The 17038-nt window shown below is 70.5% G+C and carries 18 protein-coding genes; 6 read left to right on the top strand and 12 right to left on the bottom strand.

Going from position 1 to position 17038, the window contains the following annotated elements:
- The first annotated feature begins 670 nt into the window (after positions 1-670).
- Positions 671-1378: a MauE/DoxX family redox-associated membrane protein gene (locus VF106_RS25230; protein ID WP_330842306.1), complete on the top strand. Its 708-nt coding sequence runs from the start codon at positions 671-673 to the stop codon at positions 1376-1378.
- Here the strand turns inward: VF106_RS25230 and VF106_RS25235 are convergent.
- Positions 1360-1731 (bottom strand): Rv2175c family DNA-binding protein, encoded by a 372-nt coding sequence (locus tag VF106_RS25235; protein WP_330842307.1) that lies wholly within the window; start codon positions 1729-1731, stop codon positions 1360-1362. The two genes, VF106_RS25230 and VF106_RS25235, sit on opposite strands and share 19 nt — an antisense overlap.
- Before the next feature lie 130 nt (positions 1732-1861).
- On the opposite strand from VF106_RS25235, the gene VF106_RS25240 reads away from it, so the two are divergent.
- Together VF106_RS25240 and VF106_RS25245 are read left to right on the top strand one after the other, a co-directional pair.
- Positions 1862-3985 carry a PASTA domain-containing protein gene (locus VF106_RS25240; RefSeq protein WP_330842308.1) on the top strand — a complete coding sequence of 708 codons (2124 nt, stop codon included), beginning with the start codon at positions 1862-1864 and terminating at the stop codon, positions 3983-3985.
- A 77-nt stretch (positions 3986-4062) separates the two neighbouring features.
- On the top strand, positions 4063-5280 hold the full coding sequence (locus VF106_RS25245; protein ID WP_330842309.1) for a wax ester/triacylglycerol synthase domain-containing protein: 1218 nt from the start codon (positions 4063-4065) through the stop codon (positions 5278-5280).
- Here VF106_RS25245 and VF106_RS25250 read toward each other — a convergent pair.
- The 3 genes from VF106_RS25250 to VF106_RS25260 form a co-directional block, all read right to left on the bottom strand.
- Complete coding sequence (locus VF106_RS25250) at positions 5248-5766, bottom strand: TetR/AcrR family transcriptional regulator (RefSeq protein WP_330842310.1); 519 nt, start codon at positions 5764-5766, stop codon at positions 5248-5250. The genes VF106_RS25245 and VF106_RS25250 overlap by 33 nt on opposite strands.
- Positions 5767-6579: a class I SAM-dependent methyltransferase gene (locus tag VF106_RS25255; RefSeq protein WP_330842311.1), complete on the bottom strand. Its 813-nt coding sequence runs from the start codon at positions 6577-6579 to the stop codon at positions 5767-5769. It lies immediately after the preceding gene.
- A 77-nt stretch (positions 6580-6656) separates the two neighbouring features.
- On the bottom strand, positions 6657-8045 hold the full coding sequence (locus VF106_RS25260; RefSeq protein ID WP_330842312.1) for a class II 3-deoxy-7-phosphoheptulonate synthase: 1389 nt from the start codon (positions 8043-8045) through the stop codon (positions 6657-6659).
- A gap of 90 nt (positions 8046-8135) precedes the next feature.
- On the opposite strand from VF106_RS25260, the gene VF106_RS25265 reads away from it, so the two are divergent.
- On the top strand, positions 8136-8585 hold the full coding sequence (locus tag VF106_RS25265) for a group II truncated hemoglobin (RefSeq protein ID WP_330842313.1): 450 nt from the start codon (positions 8136-8138) through the stop codon (positions 8583-8585).
- Positions 8586-8873: 288 nt separating this feature from the next.
- Complete coding sequence (locus VF106_RS25270) at positions 8874-9326, top strand: hypothetical protein (protein WP_330842314.1); 453 nt, start codon at positions 8874-8876, stop codon at positions 9324-9326.
- Positions 9327-9567: 241 nt separating this feature from the next.
- Here VF106_RS25270 and VF106_RS25275 read toward each other — a convergent pair whose 3' ends face one another.
- The 4 genes from VF106_RS25275 to VF106_RS25290 form a co-directional block, all read right to left on the bottom strand.
- Positions 9568-10938: an amidase family protein gene (locus tag VF106_RS25275; RefSeq protein ID WP_330842315.1), complete on the bottom strand. Its 1371-nt coding sequence runs from the start codon at positions 10936-10938 to the stop codon at positions 9568-9570.
- Between the two features lie 21 nt (positions 10939-10959).
- Positions 10960-11985: a 6-phosphofructokinase gene (locus VF106_RS25280; protein WP_330842316.1), complete on the bottom strand. Its 1026-nt coding sequence runs from the start codon at positions 11983-11985 to the stop codon at positions 10960-10962.
- Between the two features lie 101 nt (positions 11986-12086).
- Positions 12087-12587: a polyadenylate-specific 3'-exoribonuclease AS gene (locus tag VF106_RS25285; protein WP_330842317.1), complete on the bottom strand. Its 501-nt coding sequence runs from the start codon at positions 12585-12587 to the stop codon at positions 12087-12089.
- A 13-nt stretch (positions 12588-12600) separates the two neighbouring features.
- The gene (locus tag VF106_RS25290; protein WP_330842318.1) at positions 12601-13356 is read right to left on the bottom strand and encodes a lysophospholipid acyltransferase family protein; all 756 of its coding nucleotides are present in this window, start codon (positions 13354-13356) and stop codon (positions 12601-12603) included.
- A gap of 236 nt (positions 13357-13592) precedes the next feature.
- On the opposite strand from VF106_RS25290, the gene VF106_RS25295 reads away from it, so the two are divergent.
- Positions 13593-14093 (top strand): hypothetical protein, encoded by a 501-nt coding sequence (locus VF106_RS25295; RefSeq protein WP_330842319.1) that lies wholly within the window; start codon positions 13593-13595, stop codon positions 14091-14093.
- A gap of 9 nt (positions 14094-14102) precedes the next feature.
- Here VF106_RS25295 and VF106_RS25300 read toward each other — a convergent pair whose 3' ends face one another.
- The 4 genes from VF106_RS25300 to VF106_RS25315 all read right to left on the bottom strand — a co-directional run bounded on the left by VF106_RS25300 (position 14103) and on the right by VF106_RS25315 (position 17038).
- Positions 14103-15026 (bottom strand): ROK family glucokinase, encoded by a 924-nt coding sequence (locus tag VF106_RS25300; protein ID WP_330842341.1) that lies wholly within the window; start codon positions 15024-15026, stop codon positions 14103-14105.
- Positions 15027-15046: 20 nt separating this feature from the next.
- Positions 15047-15382, bottom strand: a complete 336-nt coding sequence (locus VF106_RS25305; RefSeq protein WP_330842320.1) for a hypothetical protein — start codon at positions 15380-15382, stop codon at positions 15047-15049.
- 61 nt (positions 15383-15443) lie between these two features.
- The gene (locus VF106_RS25310; protein ID WP_330842321.1) at positions 15444-16565 is read right to left on the bottom strand and encodes an ArsA family ATPase; all 1122 of its coding nucleotides are present in this window, start codon (positions 16563-16565) and stop codon (positions 15444-15446) included.
- A 35-nt stretch (positions 16566-16600) separates the two neighbouring features.
- Positions 16601-17038 (bottom strand): SRPBCC family protein, encoded by a 438-nt coding sequence (locus VF106_RS25315; protein ID WP_330842322.1) that lies wholly within the window; start codon positions 17036-17038, stop codon positions 16601-16603.

Consider the following 17038-nt stretch of genomic DNA (forward strand, 5'->3'; position numbering starts at 1 on the left):
TGAACGACGCGATCGGGACGTTCAACGACATGAGCGCGTCTTTCGGGACACCGCCTGTGGCGTGAACACGCTGTTCGTGCGCGGCCAGCGCGACGTGAGGGTGCGTTGATGGACGCCGCCCGCGAAGCGGGCTCCGCCCGCCGGATCCACAGAACGGCGCACGGGCAGCATGATCATCGGTGGATCTGGGCTGAATGTTCCCGAAGGGCACCGACCATGCAGGCCCGAACGTCCTGAGGGCACCCTCAAGACGTTGAGCGTCTCGAAGGACACCCGGCCCACAGGTCGGAGCGTCCTGAAGGGCACCTTCGGGGCCGGTCACAGATGGAGGCGGTCGGCCCGCCACTGCGGCCGGATCGCGGGCGCTCGCGGTTCAACGCCCTCAGGGGCACCCTCGGGACATCGGCGCTTCGTGGCCGCCGCCGATGATGGCTCGGTGAGCGTCCTGAGCGCCCCTTTCGGGGCATCGACCTTGGTTGGCTTGGCCTCCGGCCCCCGGTTTCCAGCCTACGGCAGAGCACCGACACCGACGGTCCGCGAAGATCGGTTACGACCTGGTTGTCCACAAGGCACCTGGTTGTCCACAGGTCCTCGCGAACGAGCCCGGGATCGTCGGTGCGGTCCGGTAGCGTGGTGATCGGGGGCCGGCGGCCGACCGGTGGGAGTTCTTGTGGCGCAAGGAATCGCGCTCGCGTTGGCGGTGCTTCTCGGCAGCGCGGGGTTGCCCAAGGTGTGGCGTCCCGGTCATGTGGCCGGGGCGCTTCGGCGTGTCTTCGGTCAGGGTCGGTTCAACACCGTCGTGTTGCGCCGGCTCGGGCGGCTGCTCGGTGTGTGGGAGCTGGTGTTGGCCGCGGCGATCGTCGGGGTCGGTGGCCCGCTGGTCGGGATGGCCGTCGCCGGCACGTTCGTCGGGTTTCTCGGCTTCGTCGTGGTGGCCGTGCGGCGCGGGGCGTCGTGCGGGTGTTGGGCGTCGTTCACCGAAGGGCCCGCCGGTGGTGCGGAACTGGCCCGCACCGGGGTGCTCGCTCTGGGCGCTGGTGGTGCCGCGGCCGCCGGGTGGGTGCCGTTCGGCTTCGGGTGGGTGTCACTCGGGTGGGCGGGGGTGTTCCTGGCCGTCACCTGGCTGGCCACCCTCGTCGGTGGGTGGACGGCACCTGTTCGCTCGGCACGGGTCGCGCGCCGGCTGGCCATGCGTGCCGCGCCGACGCGTCGCGGGCGCGCCGTGGCACGGCTCGCGTTCCTCATGGGGTTCGTGCACGCGGGCACCGACGCCGGGCGACGGCGATACCTGGACGCCCTCACGAAGCAGCACTCAGCCGCGGGCTCCGCCAACAGCGACACTCGCTCCGCAAGCTCCGCTCAGAAAGCCAACGCCTGAGCGCGCCGCTTCACCTCGCGGCCGCCGGTGGCTCGTAGTGCCTCGATCGGGGTGCCGCCCGGCAGGGTCTCGTCCGGCTCGAAGAGCCAGCGGAGCATGTCCTCCGGGGCGAAGCCGGCGTCGTCGAGCACGGTGATCGTGCCCGGCAGGCCCTTGACGATCTGGCCGTCGTCGGTGAGGAACGGCGTCGGCACGGCCAGCTGTCCGTCCCTGCGGACGGCGAGCAGTTGGCCGTCCCGCAACGCCTGCCGCACCTTGTTGACCGGTAGTCCCAACCGGTCAGCCACCAGCGGCAGCGGCAGGACCTCGACCTCGGGACCCAGTACGTCGTCGGCGAAGGGGATCGCGCTCACACGCAAACGATGCCACAGGTGCGGCGTGTCCGTGCACATCAATTTCCGTCACTGGTCATACCTGCGGGGTTGATGTCTCAAATCGACCGCTTCGCCACACGGTCGGGCGAGGCTCCGTACCATCACGGGCGTGGACGAAAGGGGAGTCGGCTTGATCGGGGCGCTGCTGGAGCAGCGGTACCGGGTCGACGCGCTGCTCGCCCGCGGTGGCATGTCCTCGGTCTACCGCGGGTTGGACACCCGGCTCGATCGCCGGGTCGCGATCAAGGTGATGGACGCGCGGTTCGCGGACGACCGCAACTTCGTCGACCGCTTCGAGCGGGAGGCGCGGTCCGCGGCCAAGATCCACCACCCCAACGTGGTCGCCGTGCACGACCAGGGTGTCGACCGGTCAGCGGGCGGCGATCTGGTCTACCTGGTCATGGAGCTGGTCGACGGCGGCACGCTGCGGGACGTGATCAACGAGCGTGGCGCGCTCGACGTGCCGACCACGCTCGCGATCATGGAGCCGGTGCTCGGCGCGCTCGCGGCCGCCCACCGGGCCGGGCTCGTGCACCGCGACGTCAAGCCGGAGAACGTGCTCGTCGGTCACGGCGGCGAGAGCGGCTCGGTCGTCAAGGTCGGCGACTTCGGCCTGGTCAGAGCCGTGCACAGCGCGGGGACCACGAGCGCCAGCGTGATCCTCGGCACCGTCGCGTACCTCTCCCCCGAGCAGGTCACGACCGGTGCAGCGAGCGCGCCGGGCGACGTGTACTCGGCCGGCATCGTGCTGTTCGAGATGCTGACCGGCGCCGCCCCGTACACGGGTGACAGCGCCATCTCGGTCGCCTACCGGCACGTCAACGACGACGTTCCAGCCCCGTCGACGATCGTGCCCGGCATCCCCCGGGAGCTCGACGACCTCGTGGTCCGGGCGACCAGGCGCGACCAGGAGGTGCGCCCGCAGGACGGCGCCGCGTTCCTGTCCGAGGTGCAGAAGCTGCGGATGATGCTCGGCGTCCAGCGCGTGCCCGTGCCGGTGCCCACACCGGCCGTCGCCGACCGCACCATCCCGGTGTCCCCCGTGGAGATGTCAGCGGCGGGCGGCGTGAGCGTCGCCGAGCAGACCATCGCCAACGCACCACCCGCGGCCGCGGCGCCTGCCGTCGCGAACGCCACCATCGTGCGGCCCGCACCGGCCGGATTCCGGCCCATCGGACCGCAGGGCACCCGCGCGATGCTGCGCACCGACCTCGACCGGGCCAACGCCGCTACCGAGTTCGTGGCGCCCGCGGGCCCGCCGTCCGGTGGTCTGCCCACACAACGTCCGCCTGGCCCGTCAGGCCCCCGGCCGAACCGGCCGAGGCCGGCGCCCCCGCCGAAGAACCGGACCGCCCGCATCGCGCTGTTGACCATCGTCGGCACGGTGCTGGTGGGGCTGATCGGTGCCAGCACCTGGTGGTTCACCTCCGGCCGCTACCGCGAGGTGCCGGCCGTCGCGGGCAAGACCAGCGTCGAGGCCCAGGAGATCCTGCGGGCCAACGACCTCAACCCGACGAAGAAGAACAAGCTCGACAACACGGTGCCGGCCGGCACCGTGATCGGCACCGAGCCCGCCGAGGGCGCGAAGATCCTGCGGGGCGACCCGGTCACGCTCGTCGTGTCGGTTGGCAAGCCGACGGTGCCGAACGTGCAGGCGGGCCTCGACGAGGCCGAGGCCAGGAGGCTGATCGAGGGCCAGGAACTGATCGCGGACGTCGACGACGGCCAGAACAAGTTCGACGACGACGTCGAGAAGGGCAAGGTCATCACGACCAACCCGCAGCCGGGCACCGAGCTCGACATCGGCAGCCGGGTCGTCATCATCATCAGCAAGGGCCGTGAGCCCAAGCCCGTGCCGGACCTGCGGAACAAGACCCGCGACGATGCGTTCCAGGATCTTCAGGAGCTCGGCTTCGAACCGGAGGAGGGCAAGGCCGAGTTCGACGCGGACATCGAGGGCGGCCGGGTGATCCGCACCGACCCGAAGGCCGGCACGACACCCGCCGGCGACGACCGGAAGATCGTCGTGATCCTGTCGAACGCGGTCACCGTGCCGGACCTGAGCGGTAAGACCGTCGAGGAGGCAGAGGACCAGCTCGAGGAGCTCGGGTTGAAGATCGACGTCCAGTCCGTCGTCGGGGGCCGCAACGGGCGCGTGTTCAACCAGAGCCCGAGTCCGAACAGCCGGATCGAGCCGGGCGGACGGGTGACGGTGGCGGTGTTCCCATTCTGACCTGCGCCAACGAGTGAGATGCCCCGGCTTCGCACGCACGTAACGCTCTGGTCACGCGACGCTGGTGAAGTGGAGCCATGGGTCGACTGAGCGGGTTGGACGCGGCGTTCCTGAGCCTCGAGACGCGGACACGGCCGATGCACCTCGGCGCGGTCGCCGTCTTCGCGGGACCGGTGCCGCAGGAACGCCTGCGGACGCTCCTGGCCGAACGGGCGGCCCGGTTACCGGCGCTTCGGGTCGCGGGGAGTTGGCTTCCGTCCTGGTGGCCTGCGTCGGACTTCGACCCCGCGGCACACGTGCGCGGCTTCGAGGTGCGTGACCGGCGCACGTTCGACGCGTACGTCGCGGGCTGGCTCGCGACCCCGCTGGACCTGTCCAGGCCGCCGTGGGACGTGCACGTGGTCACCGGCCTGCCGGACGACCGGTTCGCGGTGCTCGTGAAGCTGCACCACTCGCTCGCGGACGGCGCGGGCGCGGTCGCGCTGGCCGGTGCGCTGCTCGACGGCGGCATGCCGCCGGTCCGGTCCGCCTCGCCACCCCGGTACGACCTCGGTGAGACGGCGGCCATGGCCGGTGCGGTCGCCAGGGCGGTGCGCAGGCCACCGGTGCCGGCGCTGCTCGCTTCTGGCGGCACGGCGCGGCGGGTGGCGTTCGTCCGTCTCGACCTCGCGGACGTGCGGCAGATCCGCCGCCAGCACGGCGGCACCACGAACGACGTGGTGCTCGCGGTACTCGCCGGTGGGCTGCGGGAGTGGCTGCGGTCGCGTGACGCGCAAGTGGACGGGCGCACGCCACGCGCGCTGATCCCGGTGAACACGCGGGCCCGGGGTGGCGCGGGCGGCAACCAGCTGTCCGGCTTCCTGTGCGACCTGCCGGTGAGCCTCGCGGATCCGGTCGAGCGCCTGCGTGCCGTGTGTGCGGCCATGAACGCGAACAAGGCGGCCGGCCCGAGCCGTGGCGCCGGGACGCTGCCGATCCTGGCCAACCTCCTGCCGTCGCCGGTGCACCGGCTGTGCACGGGACCGGTGGGGATCGCGGCGCCGCTGCTGTTCGACACGGTGGTGACGAACGTGCCACTGCCCGCCGTACCGCTCACGATCGACGGCGCACCACTCGACGAGATCTATCCTTTCGGCCCACTCGCCCCCGGCCACGCGCTGGGCGTGGCGATCTCCCCGTACCGCGACACCGTCCACATCGGACTGCAGGCGGATCGCGACGCGGTGCCGGACATCGACGTGCTGGCGAACGCGATCAGCAAGTCATGCACGACGCTCCACGAGCTCGCGAACTGACGCCACGAACGCCTCGACGTCCAGGTCCTCGTCCCACGACGCCTGCAGCAGCAGCCCCTGGTAGATGGCGATGAACACGCGGACCATGCTCTCCGGCGCGGTGCCTGCGAGAGCTTTCACGGGGCCGTCCACGCCGTCCCGCGCCAGCGCGCGGATCCTCGGGTCGCGGATCGTCTCCGCCCACGCCTGCATGGTGAGGTTCCGTTCCCGCGCGGCCTCCGGACCGGCGATCTCCCGCAGCAGCTCGGGATAGTCGCCAACGAGATCCATGGCCGCGCGCCGCGCGTGCCGCTCCTCGACGATCGCGACGATCATGTCGTCCTTGCCGGTGAAGTACCGGTAGATGAGCCCGGCGGACAGGCCGGACTCCTTGACGATGTCCTGCATCGACGTCCGGTGGAAACCGTTGCGGGCAAAGCAGTTCGCGGCCGCGTCGAGGATCTGCCGCCTGCGGTTCGCGAGGTGTTCGTCGCTGACCCTTGGCATCTAGCGGACCACCGCCCACGCGACGCGGTAGAACTCGGCGGCCGGCTCGTCCGGCCGGTCGTAGCGGACGGCGGCCTCCTTCGTCGACAGGTCGCCACGCACGTCGAGCCCGTGCTCGGCGAGGTAGCCCGGCACCTCGACCGGGTCGAGGCCGAATGTCCATGGCTCGCCGACCTTCGCGACCTCCTGGTGCCAGGTCGTGTCAGCACCCAGCGCCGCGCGGTCGACGTAGGTGAGGATGACCGTGCTGCCTTGGGCGGTGGTCGTGACGAGGTCCCGCAGGGTCGCGTCGACGGCCTGCTCGGTGAGGTAGTTGGTGACGCCCTCCCAGATGACCGCGGTGCGCTTCCTGGGAAAGGCGGCGCGTTGGAGGGCGTGAGCGAGGCGCTCCTCGTTGAGGTCGACCGGAACGTAGTGGACGTGCGCGCGGTCGGCGATGCGCTGCCGCTTGGCGCGCTGGGTGGCGGGGTGATCGACCTCGTAGGTGGTGGGCATGCGCGGGATGCGGTGAGCCCGGCTGTCGTAGCCGGCGCCGAGCAGCAGGACCTGCTCCGGCTCGGCCTCGGCGAGGAGATCGTCGATCAGCCGCGTACGGGCGACCGCCGACATGCGAGGACCCCCGGGATAGCGATGGTCGATCAACCCGGCGATGCGGTGCCCCACCGGCGGCATCGCGGCGACCCGCACCAGCCACCGGTAACGCGCGGGGAGGAAGCGCACGGCGTAGTCGTCGACGAAGAGCCGGTCACGCCGCCGACTCTCCAACGCACGAAAGAGGGCGACGTGCTCGGCTGTTCTGCTGGCCGTCCGCATGCGACAACGATAATGAATGAACGTTCGTTTTTCTAGGGTCGCGAGAAAGCCGGTCCGTGGACCGGCCTTCTCATCGCTCAGCTGCGGAGCATTTCCGCGACCAGGAACGCCAGTTCCAGCGACTGCTGGGTGTTGAGCCTCGGGTCGCAGGCCGTCTCGTAGCGGCTGTTCAGGTCCTCGTCCGAGATGTCCTGCGCGCCGCCGAGGCACTCGGTGACGTCCTCGCCCGTCAGCTCGACGTGGATGCCGCCGGGGTGGGTGCCGAGGCGGCGGTGCACCTCGAAGAAGCCCTGGACCTCGTCCACGATTCGGTCGAAGTGGCGGGTCTTGTAGCCGGTGGGCGACTCGTGCGTGTTGCCGTGCATGGGGTCGCACTGCCAGATGACCTGGTGCCCGGAGGCCTGCACCTTCTCGATGATCGGCGGCAGGCAGTCGCGGACCTTGCCGTTGCCCATGCGGCTGATCAGCGTGAGCCGGCCGGGCGTGTTGTGCGGGTCGAGGCGTTCCACGTACTCGACGGCCATCTCGGGCGTGGTGGTCGGACCGATCTTCACGCCGATCGGGTTGGACAGCAGCTCCGCGAACGCGATGTGCGCGCCGTCGAGCTGGCGGGTCCGCTCCCCGATCCACAGGAAGTGCGCCGACAGGTTGTACAGCCGAGGGTCGGCCTGGCGGGTGTCGAGGCGGAGCATGGCGCGCTCGTAGTCCAGCAGCAGCGCCTCGTGGCTCGCGAAGATCTCCGTCGAGTGCAGCGACGAGTCCTCGACACCGCATGCCGACATGAACCGCAGGCCGCGGTCGATCTCGGTGGCCAGCGCCTCGTACCGCTCACCGGCGGCCGAGTTGCTGACGAAGTCCTTGTTCCACTCGTGGACCTTCGACAGGTCCGCCATGCCGGCCGCGGTCAGCGCGCGCACGAGGTTCATCGCGGCGCCCGCGTTGGCGTACGCGCGGATCATGCGGCTGGGGTCCGGCACGCGGGCCTCGGGGGTCTTCACGAGCGAGTTGATGATGTCGCCCCGGTAGACCGGCAGGCCGAGCGAGTCGATGTTGTTGGAGCGCGGCTTGGCGTACTGGCCGGCGATGCGCCCGACCTTCACGACCGGAAGGCTCGCGCCGTAGGTCAGCACCACGGCCATCTGCAGCAGCGTGCGGATGTTGCCGCGGATGTGCGGCTCGGTGTTGTCGACGAAGGTCTCGGCGCAGTCCCCGCCCTGCAGCAGGAACGCCTCACCGCGGGCCACCTCGGCGAGCTTGTCGCCAAGCCGGTCGATCTCGTTCGGCACGGTGACCGGCGGCACGCTCTCCAGGAGGGTGCGCACCTGACGCACTTGCTCGGTGTCGGGCCACTCGGGCTGCTGCGCCGCCGGCCGCGACAGGGCGTCGTCGAGGCGTGCGCGCAGTGACGGCGGCAACGGCGGAAGCTCGGGCAGCGTGTCCACCGGCACGTCAACGGTCCAGTTCACAGCACCAGGGTAGCCGGGCGCGTCGGCCCGGTTTCAGCCGACAGCGGACCGTTCTTGATCGCTTCACCTTCCCGTGGTTCCTTGGGCTGCATGCCAACGCTTTACGAGTGGCTGGGCGGCGCGCCCGCACTCGAGAAACTCTTCACCCGCTTCTACGAGAAGGTGCCGGACGACCCACTGCTGGCGCCGGTGTTCGCGCACATGGACCCGGGCCACGCCCAGCACGTGGCGGCGTGGGTGGGCGAGGTGTTCGGCGGCCCGAAGACGTACTCGACCACACGCGGCGGGCACACGCACATGATCTCCCGCCACCTCGGCCGCGGCATCACCGAGGAGCAGCGACGCCGGTGGGTGACCCTCCTGCAGGACACGGCGGACGAGGTGGGCCTGCCGAGTGACCCGGAGTTCCGCGCATCCTTCGTCGGCTACCTGGAGTGGGGCAGCCGACTGGCGGTGATCTTCTCGGCGCCGGGCATGGAGAACCCGGCCCCGGAGGACATGCCGACCTGGGACTGGGCCAAACCCCCGTGGCAGGGCTGAGGGCGCCCTCCGGCCCCCGGAATCCAGCCTACGGTGTGCCACCGACATTCCCGCTGCTCAAGGCCGCGGTTGTCCACAGCCACCCCAGTTGTCCACAACCACGCACCGTCCCGCCCGCGACTGTCGGTCCCCACCACTAGGCTGGAAATCGGGGGGCCCCCGGCGGCATGAGTGGGACTTTCGCTCGGGTTGGGCGGGTGAACCGCTTGCCTGATGGCCGGATCTGTCGGTGCTCCTCGCTATAGGGCTGCCGGTCGTCGCGAGATGACCTGGGGGAAGGAGTCGCCGATGATCATGGACCCGACGCTCATCCGGATCGGTGAGGCGGTGCAGCTCAGCCACGGCGGCGAGCGGGATGCCGCCCGGCTCCTGTTCGCGGAGATCTGGGACGAGATCGGCGGCGAGCAGGGCGATCCCCTTCACGTGTGCACGCTCGCGCATGCGATGGCCGACGTGCAGGACGACGCACGTCAGGAGCTGGTCTGGGATGAGCGGGCACTGGCGGCCGCCGACCTGCTGACCGACGCACGGGTCGCGGAGGCCGGCGTCGCGCTTCCGGTGGCCGGCCTGTACCCGTCGCTGCACCTGAACCTGAGCGAGTGTCATCGCAAACTGGGCGATCTGGACCTCGCTCGTGAGCACCTCAAGCGAGCGCAGGCCACGATCGGCGCACTCGGCGACGACGAGTACGGACAAATGATCAAAAAGGGCCTGGAGCAGATAGCCGAACAGCTGCGCTGAGGCGACAACAGCACTTCGCACCGCGTGTCCAACACTCCAGACCCGCGTGTCCAACACAGGCGACAGGCGAGTTCAACAGATCAGTCACGCGCCTGATTTGTCGAACTCACCGGTCCACACTGTTGGACACGCGCGTTCTCGGTGTTGGGCACGCGAGTTGTCCACAGGGGCCGGTCGCCGCGGCCGGAAATGTCGGTGCCCTGCCGTAGCGTGGAACCGGGGGCCGGAGGCCGGCCGGGGGTTACAGGGTGGGGCGCTTTGCCGTCCACGGGTGGGCTCGTTCGTACTGGCCGGACAGCGACAGCAGCCGCTTCTCCGCGCCGGCGGGGCCGGCCAGCTGCACGCCCATCGGCAGGCCGGCGTCGTCGAAGCCGGCCGGTACCGCGGCCACCGGGTAGCCCAGCACGTTCCAGATCGGGTAGAACACGATGCCCATCGACACCGCGGCGAGCGTGTGGGAGGCGCCCGCGCCGTGGAACCGGCCGATCCTCGGCTGGCGGGCCGTCCAGCCCGGCTGGAGGACCACGTCGAAGTCGGAGAAGAACTTCGCCATCGCCGCATGTAGACCGGCCTCCGCCGCGCGCATGCGGGTGAACACCCGCTCCGGCACGCGCCGGCCCGCGGCCGCGATGCGGCGGGTGCGTGGTTCCAGCCACTCCGGGTGCGGCAGCTGTGCCACGTCGTCCGCAACGCCGCGCAGGAACCGGACGAGGAACTGCTGGCTCGCCGTCGGGCCGAACGGCGGCTCGGCCGGCACCACCTCGTGGCCGAGCACGCTGAGCCGGTCCGCGACCGTCTGCACGGCCTGCTTGCGCCGCTTCTCGATCGGCGTCGGACCGAGCGGGCCACGCAGGGACAGTGCGATCCGCAGCTTGCCCGGCTCCGCGTCGACCGCGTCGCGGTAGCCGCCCGGCTCGTCCGCGATCACGTCCATCATCGCGCCGGCGTCCGCGACCCGGCGCCCCAGCGGGCCGACGACGGCCAGCCCGGTCCAGTGCTCCTCGTCGCCCATGTTGATCAGGTCACGGGTGGTCTTCAGGCCGTAGATGCCGGTGAAGTTCGCGGGGATCCGGATGGACCCGCCGCCGTCGGAGCCCGTCGCGGCGCCGACGATGCCCGCGGCGACGGCGGCGGCCGAACCACCCGACGAGCCGCCGGGTGTGTGGTCGAGCTGCCACGGGTTGCGGGTGGCGCCGAACGTGAGCGTCTCCGTGAACGGCCACAGGCACCGGTCCGGCGTGCGTGTGTGGCCGACGAGGACGGCGCCTGCCGACCGCAGCCGGTCAACCGTCGGCGCGTCCGCCTCGGCGGCCTCGAACTGCGGCCGGCCGCCCATGCCCGTGACGTCGCCGATCACGTCGAGGTCGTCCTTGACCGCGATCGGCACACCCAGCAGGGGGGTGCGCTCCCCCGCGTCGAGCCGCTGCTGCGCCGCCACCGCCTGCGCCCGCGCCTGGTCGGCCCAGACGGTCCGGAACGCGTTCAGCTTGTCGTCGACCGCGTCGAGGCGGTTGAGCACCGCCTCGAGGAGGTCCGGCGCGGACACGTCACCAGCACGCAGTGCGGCGGCCTGCGCGTCCGCACCGGCCCACAGCAGCTCCTCAACGTCCATGCTGAGGAACTTTAGCCGTCCTCAGCCGAAGAAAGCCTCAGCTTCCTGATACCGCTCCAGCGGCACGGTCTTCAGCTCGGCGGTCGCCTCCGACAGCTTCACGCGCACGATGTCGGTGCCGCGCAGCGCGACCATCACACCGAAGTCGCCGTCCTGCACGGCGTCCACCGCGTGCAGGCCGAAGCGGGTGGCGAGCACCCGGTCGTACGCGGTCGGGGTGCCGCCGCGCTGCACGTGGCCGAGCACGACCGCACGGGACTCCTTGCCGGTCCGCTCCGCGATCTCCTCGGCCAGCCAGTTGCCGATGCCGCCGAGACGGACGTGTCCGAACGCGTCCTTCTCACCGGTCAGCAGCTTCTCCTCGCCACCCTCCGGCAACGCGCCCTCGGCGACCACGATGACCGGCGCGTACTCGCGCTCGAACCGCCGCTTCACCCAGTCGACGACCTGGTCGACGTTGAAGTGCCGCTCCGGCACCAGGATCACGTTCGCGCCGCCCGCGAGCCCGGAGTGCAGCGCGATCCAGCCGGCGTGGCGGCCCATGACCTCGATGACGAGCGCGCGGTGGTGCGACTCGGCGGTGGTGCGCAGCCGGTCGATGGCTTCGGTCGCGATGTGCACGGCGGTGTCGAAGCCGAACGTGTAGTCCGTGGCACCGAGGTCGTTGTCGATGGTCTTCGGCACGCCGACCACGCCGACGCCGTCGTCCGTGAGCCGCTTGGCGACCCCGAGGGTGTCCTCGCCGCCGATCGCGATCAGCGCGTCGACGCCGTGCTTGGCGAGCGTCGCCTTGATCTTGTCGACGCCGCCGTCGACCTTGTACGGGTTGGTGCGCGAGGAGCCGAGGATCGTGCCGCCCCGGGTCAGGATGTCCTCGACGTCGTTCAGCCCGATCGGCTTGACCAGGCCCTCGATCGGGCCCTGCCAGCCGTTACGGAAGCCGACGGTCTCCCAGCCGTGTGCCTCGATGCCCTTGCGGACCACGGCGCGGATGACCGCGTTCAGTCCTGGGCAGTCACCGCCACCTGTGAGCAATCCGACACGCATGCTCTGATCCTCCATCCGGCCGCTGGTACTCGAGGCCTGTTCTGGTGTAGTCAGCCACGTAGCGTGCCATCTTCTTGATCGGTGCAGCAAGGCACCCCTGTCTAACTTACGGGAAACCCTCGCTTTACCCGCTCCGCCTCGATGATTCGCCAGCGCTCGAGGTTGTGTCGAGCGTCGGCGAGCGCGTCGTGCGCGTCGCTCGGCGGAGGCGGCAGCGTGGGCTTGCCGACGTCCTCCCAGCGCTGCCGCAGCTCGCGCGTGAAGCGCGGTAGCTCGCGCGGCAGCGCCGGCATGTCACCCCACAGCTGGGCGAGCGCCACGTGGTCGTACGCGGCGAACCACGCCCACAGCTCGACCCGTCCACCGCGGTTGAAGAACTTCATCAGCCGCGCTCGTATGGTGGCGCGGTCGCACCAGGCCGGGTCGGACGGCGATGGCAGCTTGTCGAGCACGTGCTCGCGGACCCACTGTCCCGCCCGGTCCGGGTCGAACTCTGTGGACACCGCGTAGAACTCGCGGCCCTGCTCGTCAACGACACCGATCGAAACCAGGTCGATGCTCTTTCCGTCCTCAATGAATTCGGTGTCGTAGAAGTACCGCACCGAGGCAGCCTATTCAGCCGGCCTCGGTCTCGGGGATCCGGTCGGCCTCACGGGCCGTGCGCCGCTCCTGTGTGGGCAGTTCGAGCCCGTTCTCCGCCAGCATCTCCTTGGCCTTGGCCGCGTAGATGTCCACATACTCCTGGCCCGACAGCTCCATCAGCGCGTACATGATCTCGTCGGTGATGGACCGCTCGACGAACCGGTCGCCTGCGAGGCCCTCGTAGCGCGAGAAGTCCAGCGGCTCGCCGATCTTGATGCGGATCTTGTGCGGCCGCCACATCTTCGAGCCGATGGGGTTGGCCTTGTCGGTGCCGAACATGGCGACCGGGATGACGGGGACGCGGGACTCCAGGACCATACGGGCGAGGCCGGTCTTGCCCTTGTAGAGCCGCCCGTCGGGGGAACGCGTGCCCTCCGGGTAGATGCCGAGCAGGTGGCCCTCGCGGAGCAACCGGATACCCGTGTCGAGCGCGGCCTGCGCGGCCGCGCCGCCGGAGCGGTCGATGGGGATCTGGCCCATGCCGGTGAAGAACCACTTCTTGAGACGGCCCTTGACGCCGGGCTGGGTGAAGTACTCGAGCTTGGCGGGGAACGTGACGCGGCGGGAGAGCATCAGCGGGAGGAAGAACGAGTCCGCGACGGCGAGGTGGTTGCTGGCCAGCAGCGCGCCACCCTTCTCCGGTATGTGCTCGACGCCCTCGACGTGAGGCCGGAAGACCAGTCTGAGCAGCGGTCCCAGGAACACCCACTTCATCAGGAAGTACAGCACCGCTCCCCGCGCCTCCCTCTCTGCTTGCGCACGCGTTTGTCGAGCGTAGGCAGGGTGGCCACCACGCACAATGCTTCGCCACCCGAATGTCGGAACATGTAACAGGTCTAACTCTTCCAACCGTCCACCGTACCCAACGCGTAAACATAGGGAGACAGATCCGGCCATGGACGGCTCAGTTCGTGCGACCATGGCCTTGAGCACCGTGTCCGCTGGCCCGTGACGAGGAGGCCTGGGTGTCCGACCGGCCTGACGACGTAGATGCCGCGTTCGCCGAGATCGTGGCGGACCTGGAACGCGAGGGTGTCGGCCGGACCATTCCGGACCTGGACGACCTTACGGACACCGGCGAGATACCGATCGCCGAGGACCCGCGTACCCACGGCTCGCCCACCCCGACGGCCGGCGACCGGCCGCCGTCGCGAACGTCGGAGCCGCTCCAGTCATGGCGCGGGCACGACGCGGAGTGGGACTGGTCGTGGAACACGGACGACGAGCACTACGTCCCGCCAGAGCCGCCCCCGCTGCCCAAGCTGCGCCCGCTGACGATCGTGGCGTTGGTCCTGATCGTGGTCGGCGTGGTCCTGTTGATCGTCCCGACACTGGTCGGCCTGGACGCCCGCATCGCCACCCCGATCGCGCTGCTGTCCATCACGAGCGGCGGCGGCATGCTCCTGCTCCGCGTCCGCCAGCACCCGAAGGACCCGAACGGCCGAGACGACGGCGCCCAGCTCTGACCTCGCGGTTCAGCAGGTGTCCGCTGCCAGGGATGCCGCGCCTACCAGTGCCGCGTCGTCGCCGAGTTGGGCTGTGCGGATGCGGGCCAGAGGGCGGTAGCCGGCACCGGTGATCGCCTTCTTGTAGTGGTCCCGTGCGTCGTCGAGGAAGAGCGGGGCCGACTCCGAGACGCCGCCGCCGATCACCACGACCTCCGGGTCGTAGATGTCCGCCGCCATCGCCAGTCCCTCGCCGAGCCAGCGGGCCAGCTCGGACATCGCCTGCTGTGCAAGCGGATCGCCCTCACGCGCGGCGGCCGCGACCTTGCGGCCGGTGATCGCGCGTGCGTCCACCGAGTCACGGAGCAGCACCGTCGAACGGCCAGGGTGGCGGGCCAGCAGTTCGATCGCGGTCGCGCTCAGGGCCGTGCCGCTGCAGTACCGCTCCCAACAGCCCTGCTTGCCACACGGGCACGCACGTCCGCCTGGCACGAGCCGCAGGTGTCCCAGCTCCGGGGCGACGCCGTGCGCGCCGCGGTACAGCTCGCCGTCGATCAGCAACCCGGCTCCGATGCCCGTGCCGATCGCCACCAGCAGCACGACCTTCGCTCCCCGCGCCGCGCCGAACCGGTGCTCGCCCAGCACGGCCGCGTTCGCGTCGTGTTCCAGCACCACGGGCAGTTTGAGCCGCTGGGAGATCCGGTCGGCGACGGGGGCGTGCCGCCACGCGAGGTGCGGCGCGAACATGACCGAGCGCCGGTCGGTGGTCACGAAACCGGCGACCGCGAGCCCGACCCCGGTGACGCGGTGCCGCACCGCGAGCCCGGACACGGCCGACACGATCGCCGCCTCGAGCGCCGACTCACCGGCCGGGGTCGGCGCACGCGCGGTGTCCAGGACGTTGCCGTGCCGGTCCACCACCCCGGCCCGCACGCTCGTCCCCCCGATGTCCACCCCGATCGTCGTCTTGGCCCTCAACGAGGCTCCCGCCGGACAGGGATGTGCTGCACACGCGTGGACGGCTCGTCGTCGGGCCGGAACCCCGGCATGTGGGAGACCCCGGGTTCCCACCGGTCGGCGAGCACCGCCCGCAGGAGCGCCACGAGATCGGCCGCGCCGTCCATCCCACGCGCGGCCAGGTCGTTCGACTCGCCGCGCAGTACCGCGACCGCCGCGCAGAGCGGGCACCACGAACAGGAACCACCCTCGTTCGAGTCCGCGACCCGGTCCAGCCAGGGGCCGGCCCGATCGGCGACGGCCTCGACCAGGAGCAGCAGCTCCTCGACCAACCGGGTCCCCTCAGCACTCACGACGACCTCCCACCAGGCTCGTCGGGCACGCGACACCGCACCACCCACATACCCCGCGGCATCACCCTGCTCCTCCCGCCTCGAAGCGCAACACCAGCCCGCTCTCGCCGGTCACCGCGTCGGTCACCTCGTGTCGGCGCAACAACACCGGCAGTGCGACCAGTCGTCGCACACCGTCCACGGTGATCGCCAGCTCGTCACCGATCCTGACCAGGTCCACTGTGGACCCTTCGGTGAACGGTAGCGCCACCGTCAGCTCGTATCCGCCGTCGACCGAGCGCACCGACAGCAGGGGCGTGGCGTACCGACCGGACGAGCCGAGTGGGTCGTCGCCGCCGTACAGCTCCTCCGCCAGCGCGAGCAACGCCGGCACGCCAACGGGTTCGGTCGCCCGGTGCTCGACCCGCCGCATGGGCAGGGTCATCGACGCGTCCAGTTCGGACAGTACCGCCTCCTGTTCCGCGCGGCGGACGCGTAGCCAGCCGGCGGCCGGACCGTGCCAGCGGCGGGCGGGCGGGACGAGGCGGTTCGCGATCAGCGAGTCGATCTGGATGCCGCGCAGCGCGAGGGCGGCGAGCGTGCGCCGGGTCTCGGCGACGACGATGCGTTCCGGCGTGAGGACCAGCCGCACGGACGTCCGCGCCGGGTCGACGAGCAGGTCGCGCAGCTCGCCGACGTGGTTCGCCAGCCCGGCGAGATGCCTGCCGAGCGACAGACGCGACAGGTAGCCGCGCACCGCCTCCGGCAACGCGAGCAGCCGCAACGTCTCCGCGGTTGGTCCGCAGTCCACGACGACGACCTCCCACGGCCCCTCCGCCGCGCGCCGCGCGATCTCGGTCAGCGCCAGCAGCTCGTCGACGCCCGGGAGGACGGTCAGCTCGGCCGCGTCCACATCGGACAGTGCGGGTAGCGCGGCGCGCAGTTCGCGGCGGATGGACCGCCACGACCGGTCCGCGAGGCCACGCGCGTCCACATGCGTCGCGTACAGGCAGGTATCCACTTCGGACGGTTCGTCGCCTACCGGAACGCCGAACACGTCACCGAGCGAGTGGGCCGGGTCGGCGGAAGTGACCAGTACCTTGTGTCCACCGACCGCGAGACGGGCACCCGTGGCCGCGGCAAGGGTGGTCTTGCCGACGCCTCCCTTACCGGTGAACAGCAGCAGCCGCGCCGGCCGCCCCACCGCGACCTACGGCTCCCCGGCCGATGTCCTGCTGGTCACTCGCCCTCGACCCGCTTCTTCAGCTCCTTGAGCGCGATGTCCATGATCATCTTCTCGGCCTTGCGGCGGAAGAGTCCGATCATCGGCACGGCCAGCTGCACGGCCAGCGTGTAGGTGACCCTGGTCTTGTCACCCTCCGGCGTGAGCAGGTACTGGCCCTTCTGCGCCTTCTGCATCTGGCCCTTGACCAGGTTCCAGTCCACGGACAGCCCGTCGCCGGCCCAGTCGTAGGCAAGCGTGTACACGTCCTTGAACGGTCCGGCGTCGAGCGTGAACTTCACCTCGCGGGCCTTGCCGTCCTCGAACGCCTCGAGGACCTCGGTGCTCTTCACGGCGTTCGCCCACTCCGGGTATGCCGGGAAGTCCGCGATCACCGCCATGACGTCCTGGGGTCGCGCGTCGACCACGATGGACTGGGTGGACTCGTCGGCCAT

Source organism: Actinophytocola sp. (assembly GCF_036378875.1).
In the GTDB taxonomy this organism is placed as follows: domain Bacteria; phylum Actinomycetota; class Actinomycetes; order Mycobacteriales; family Pseudonocardiaceae; genus Actinophytocola.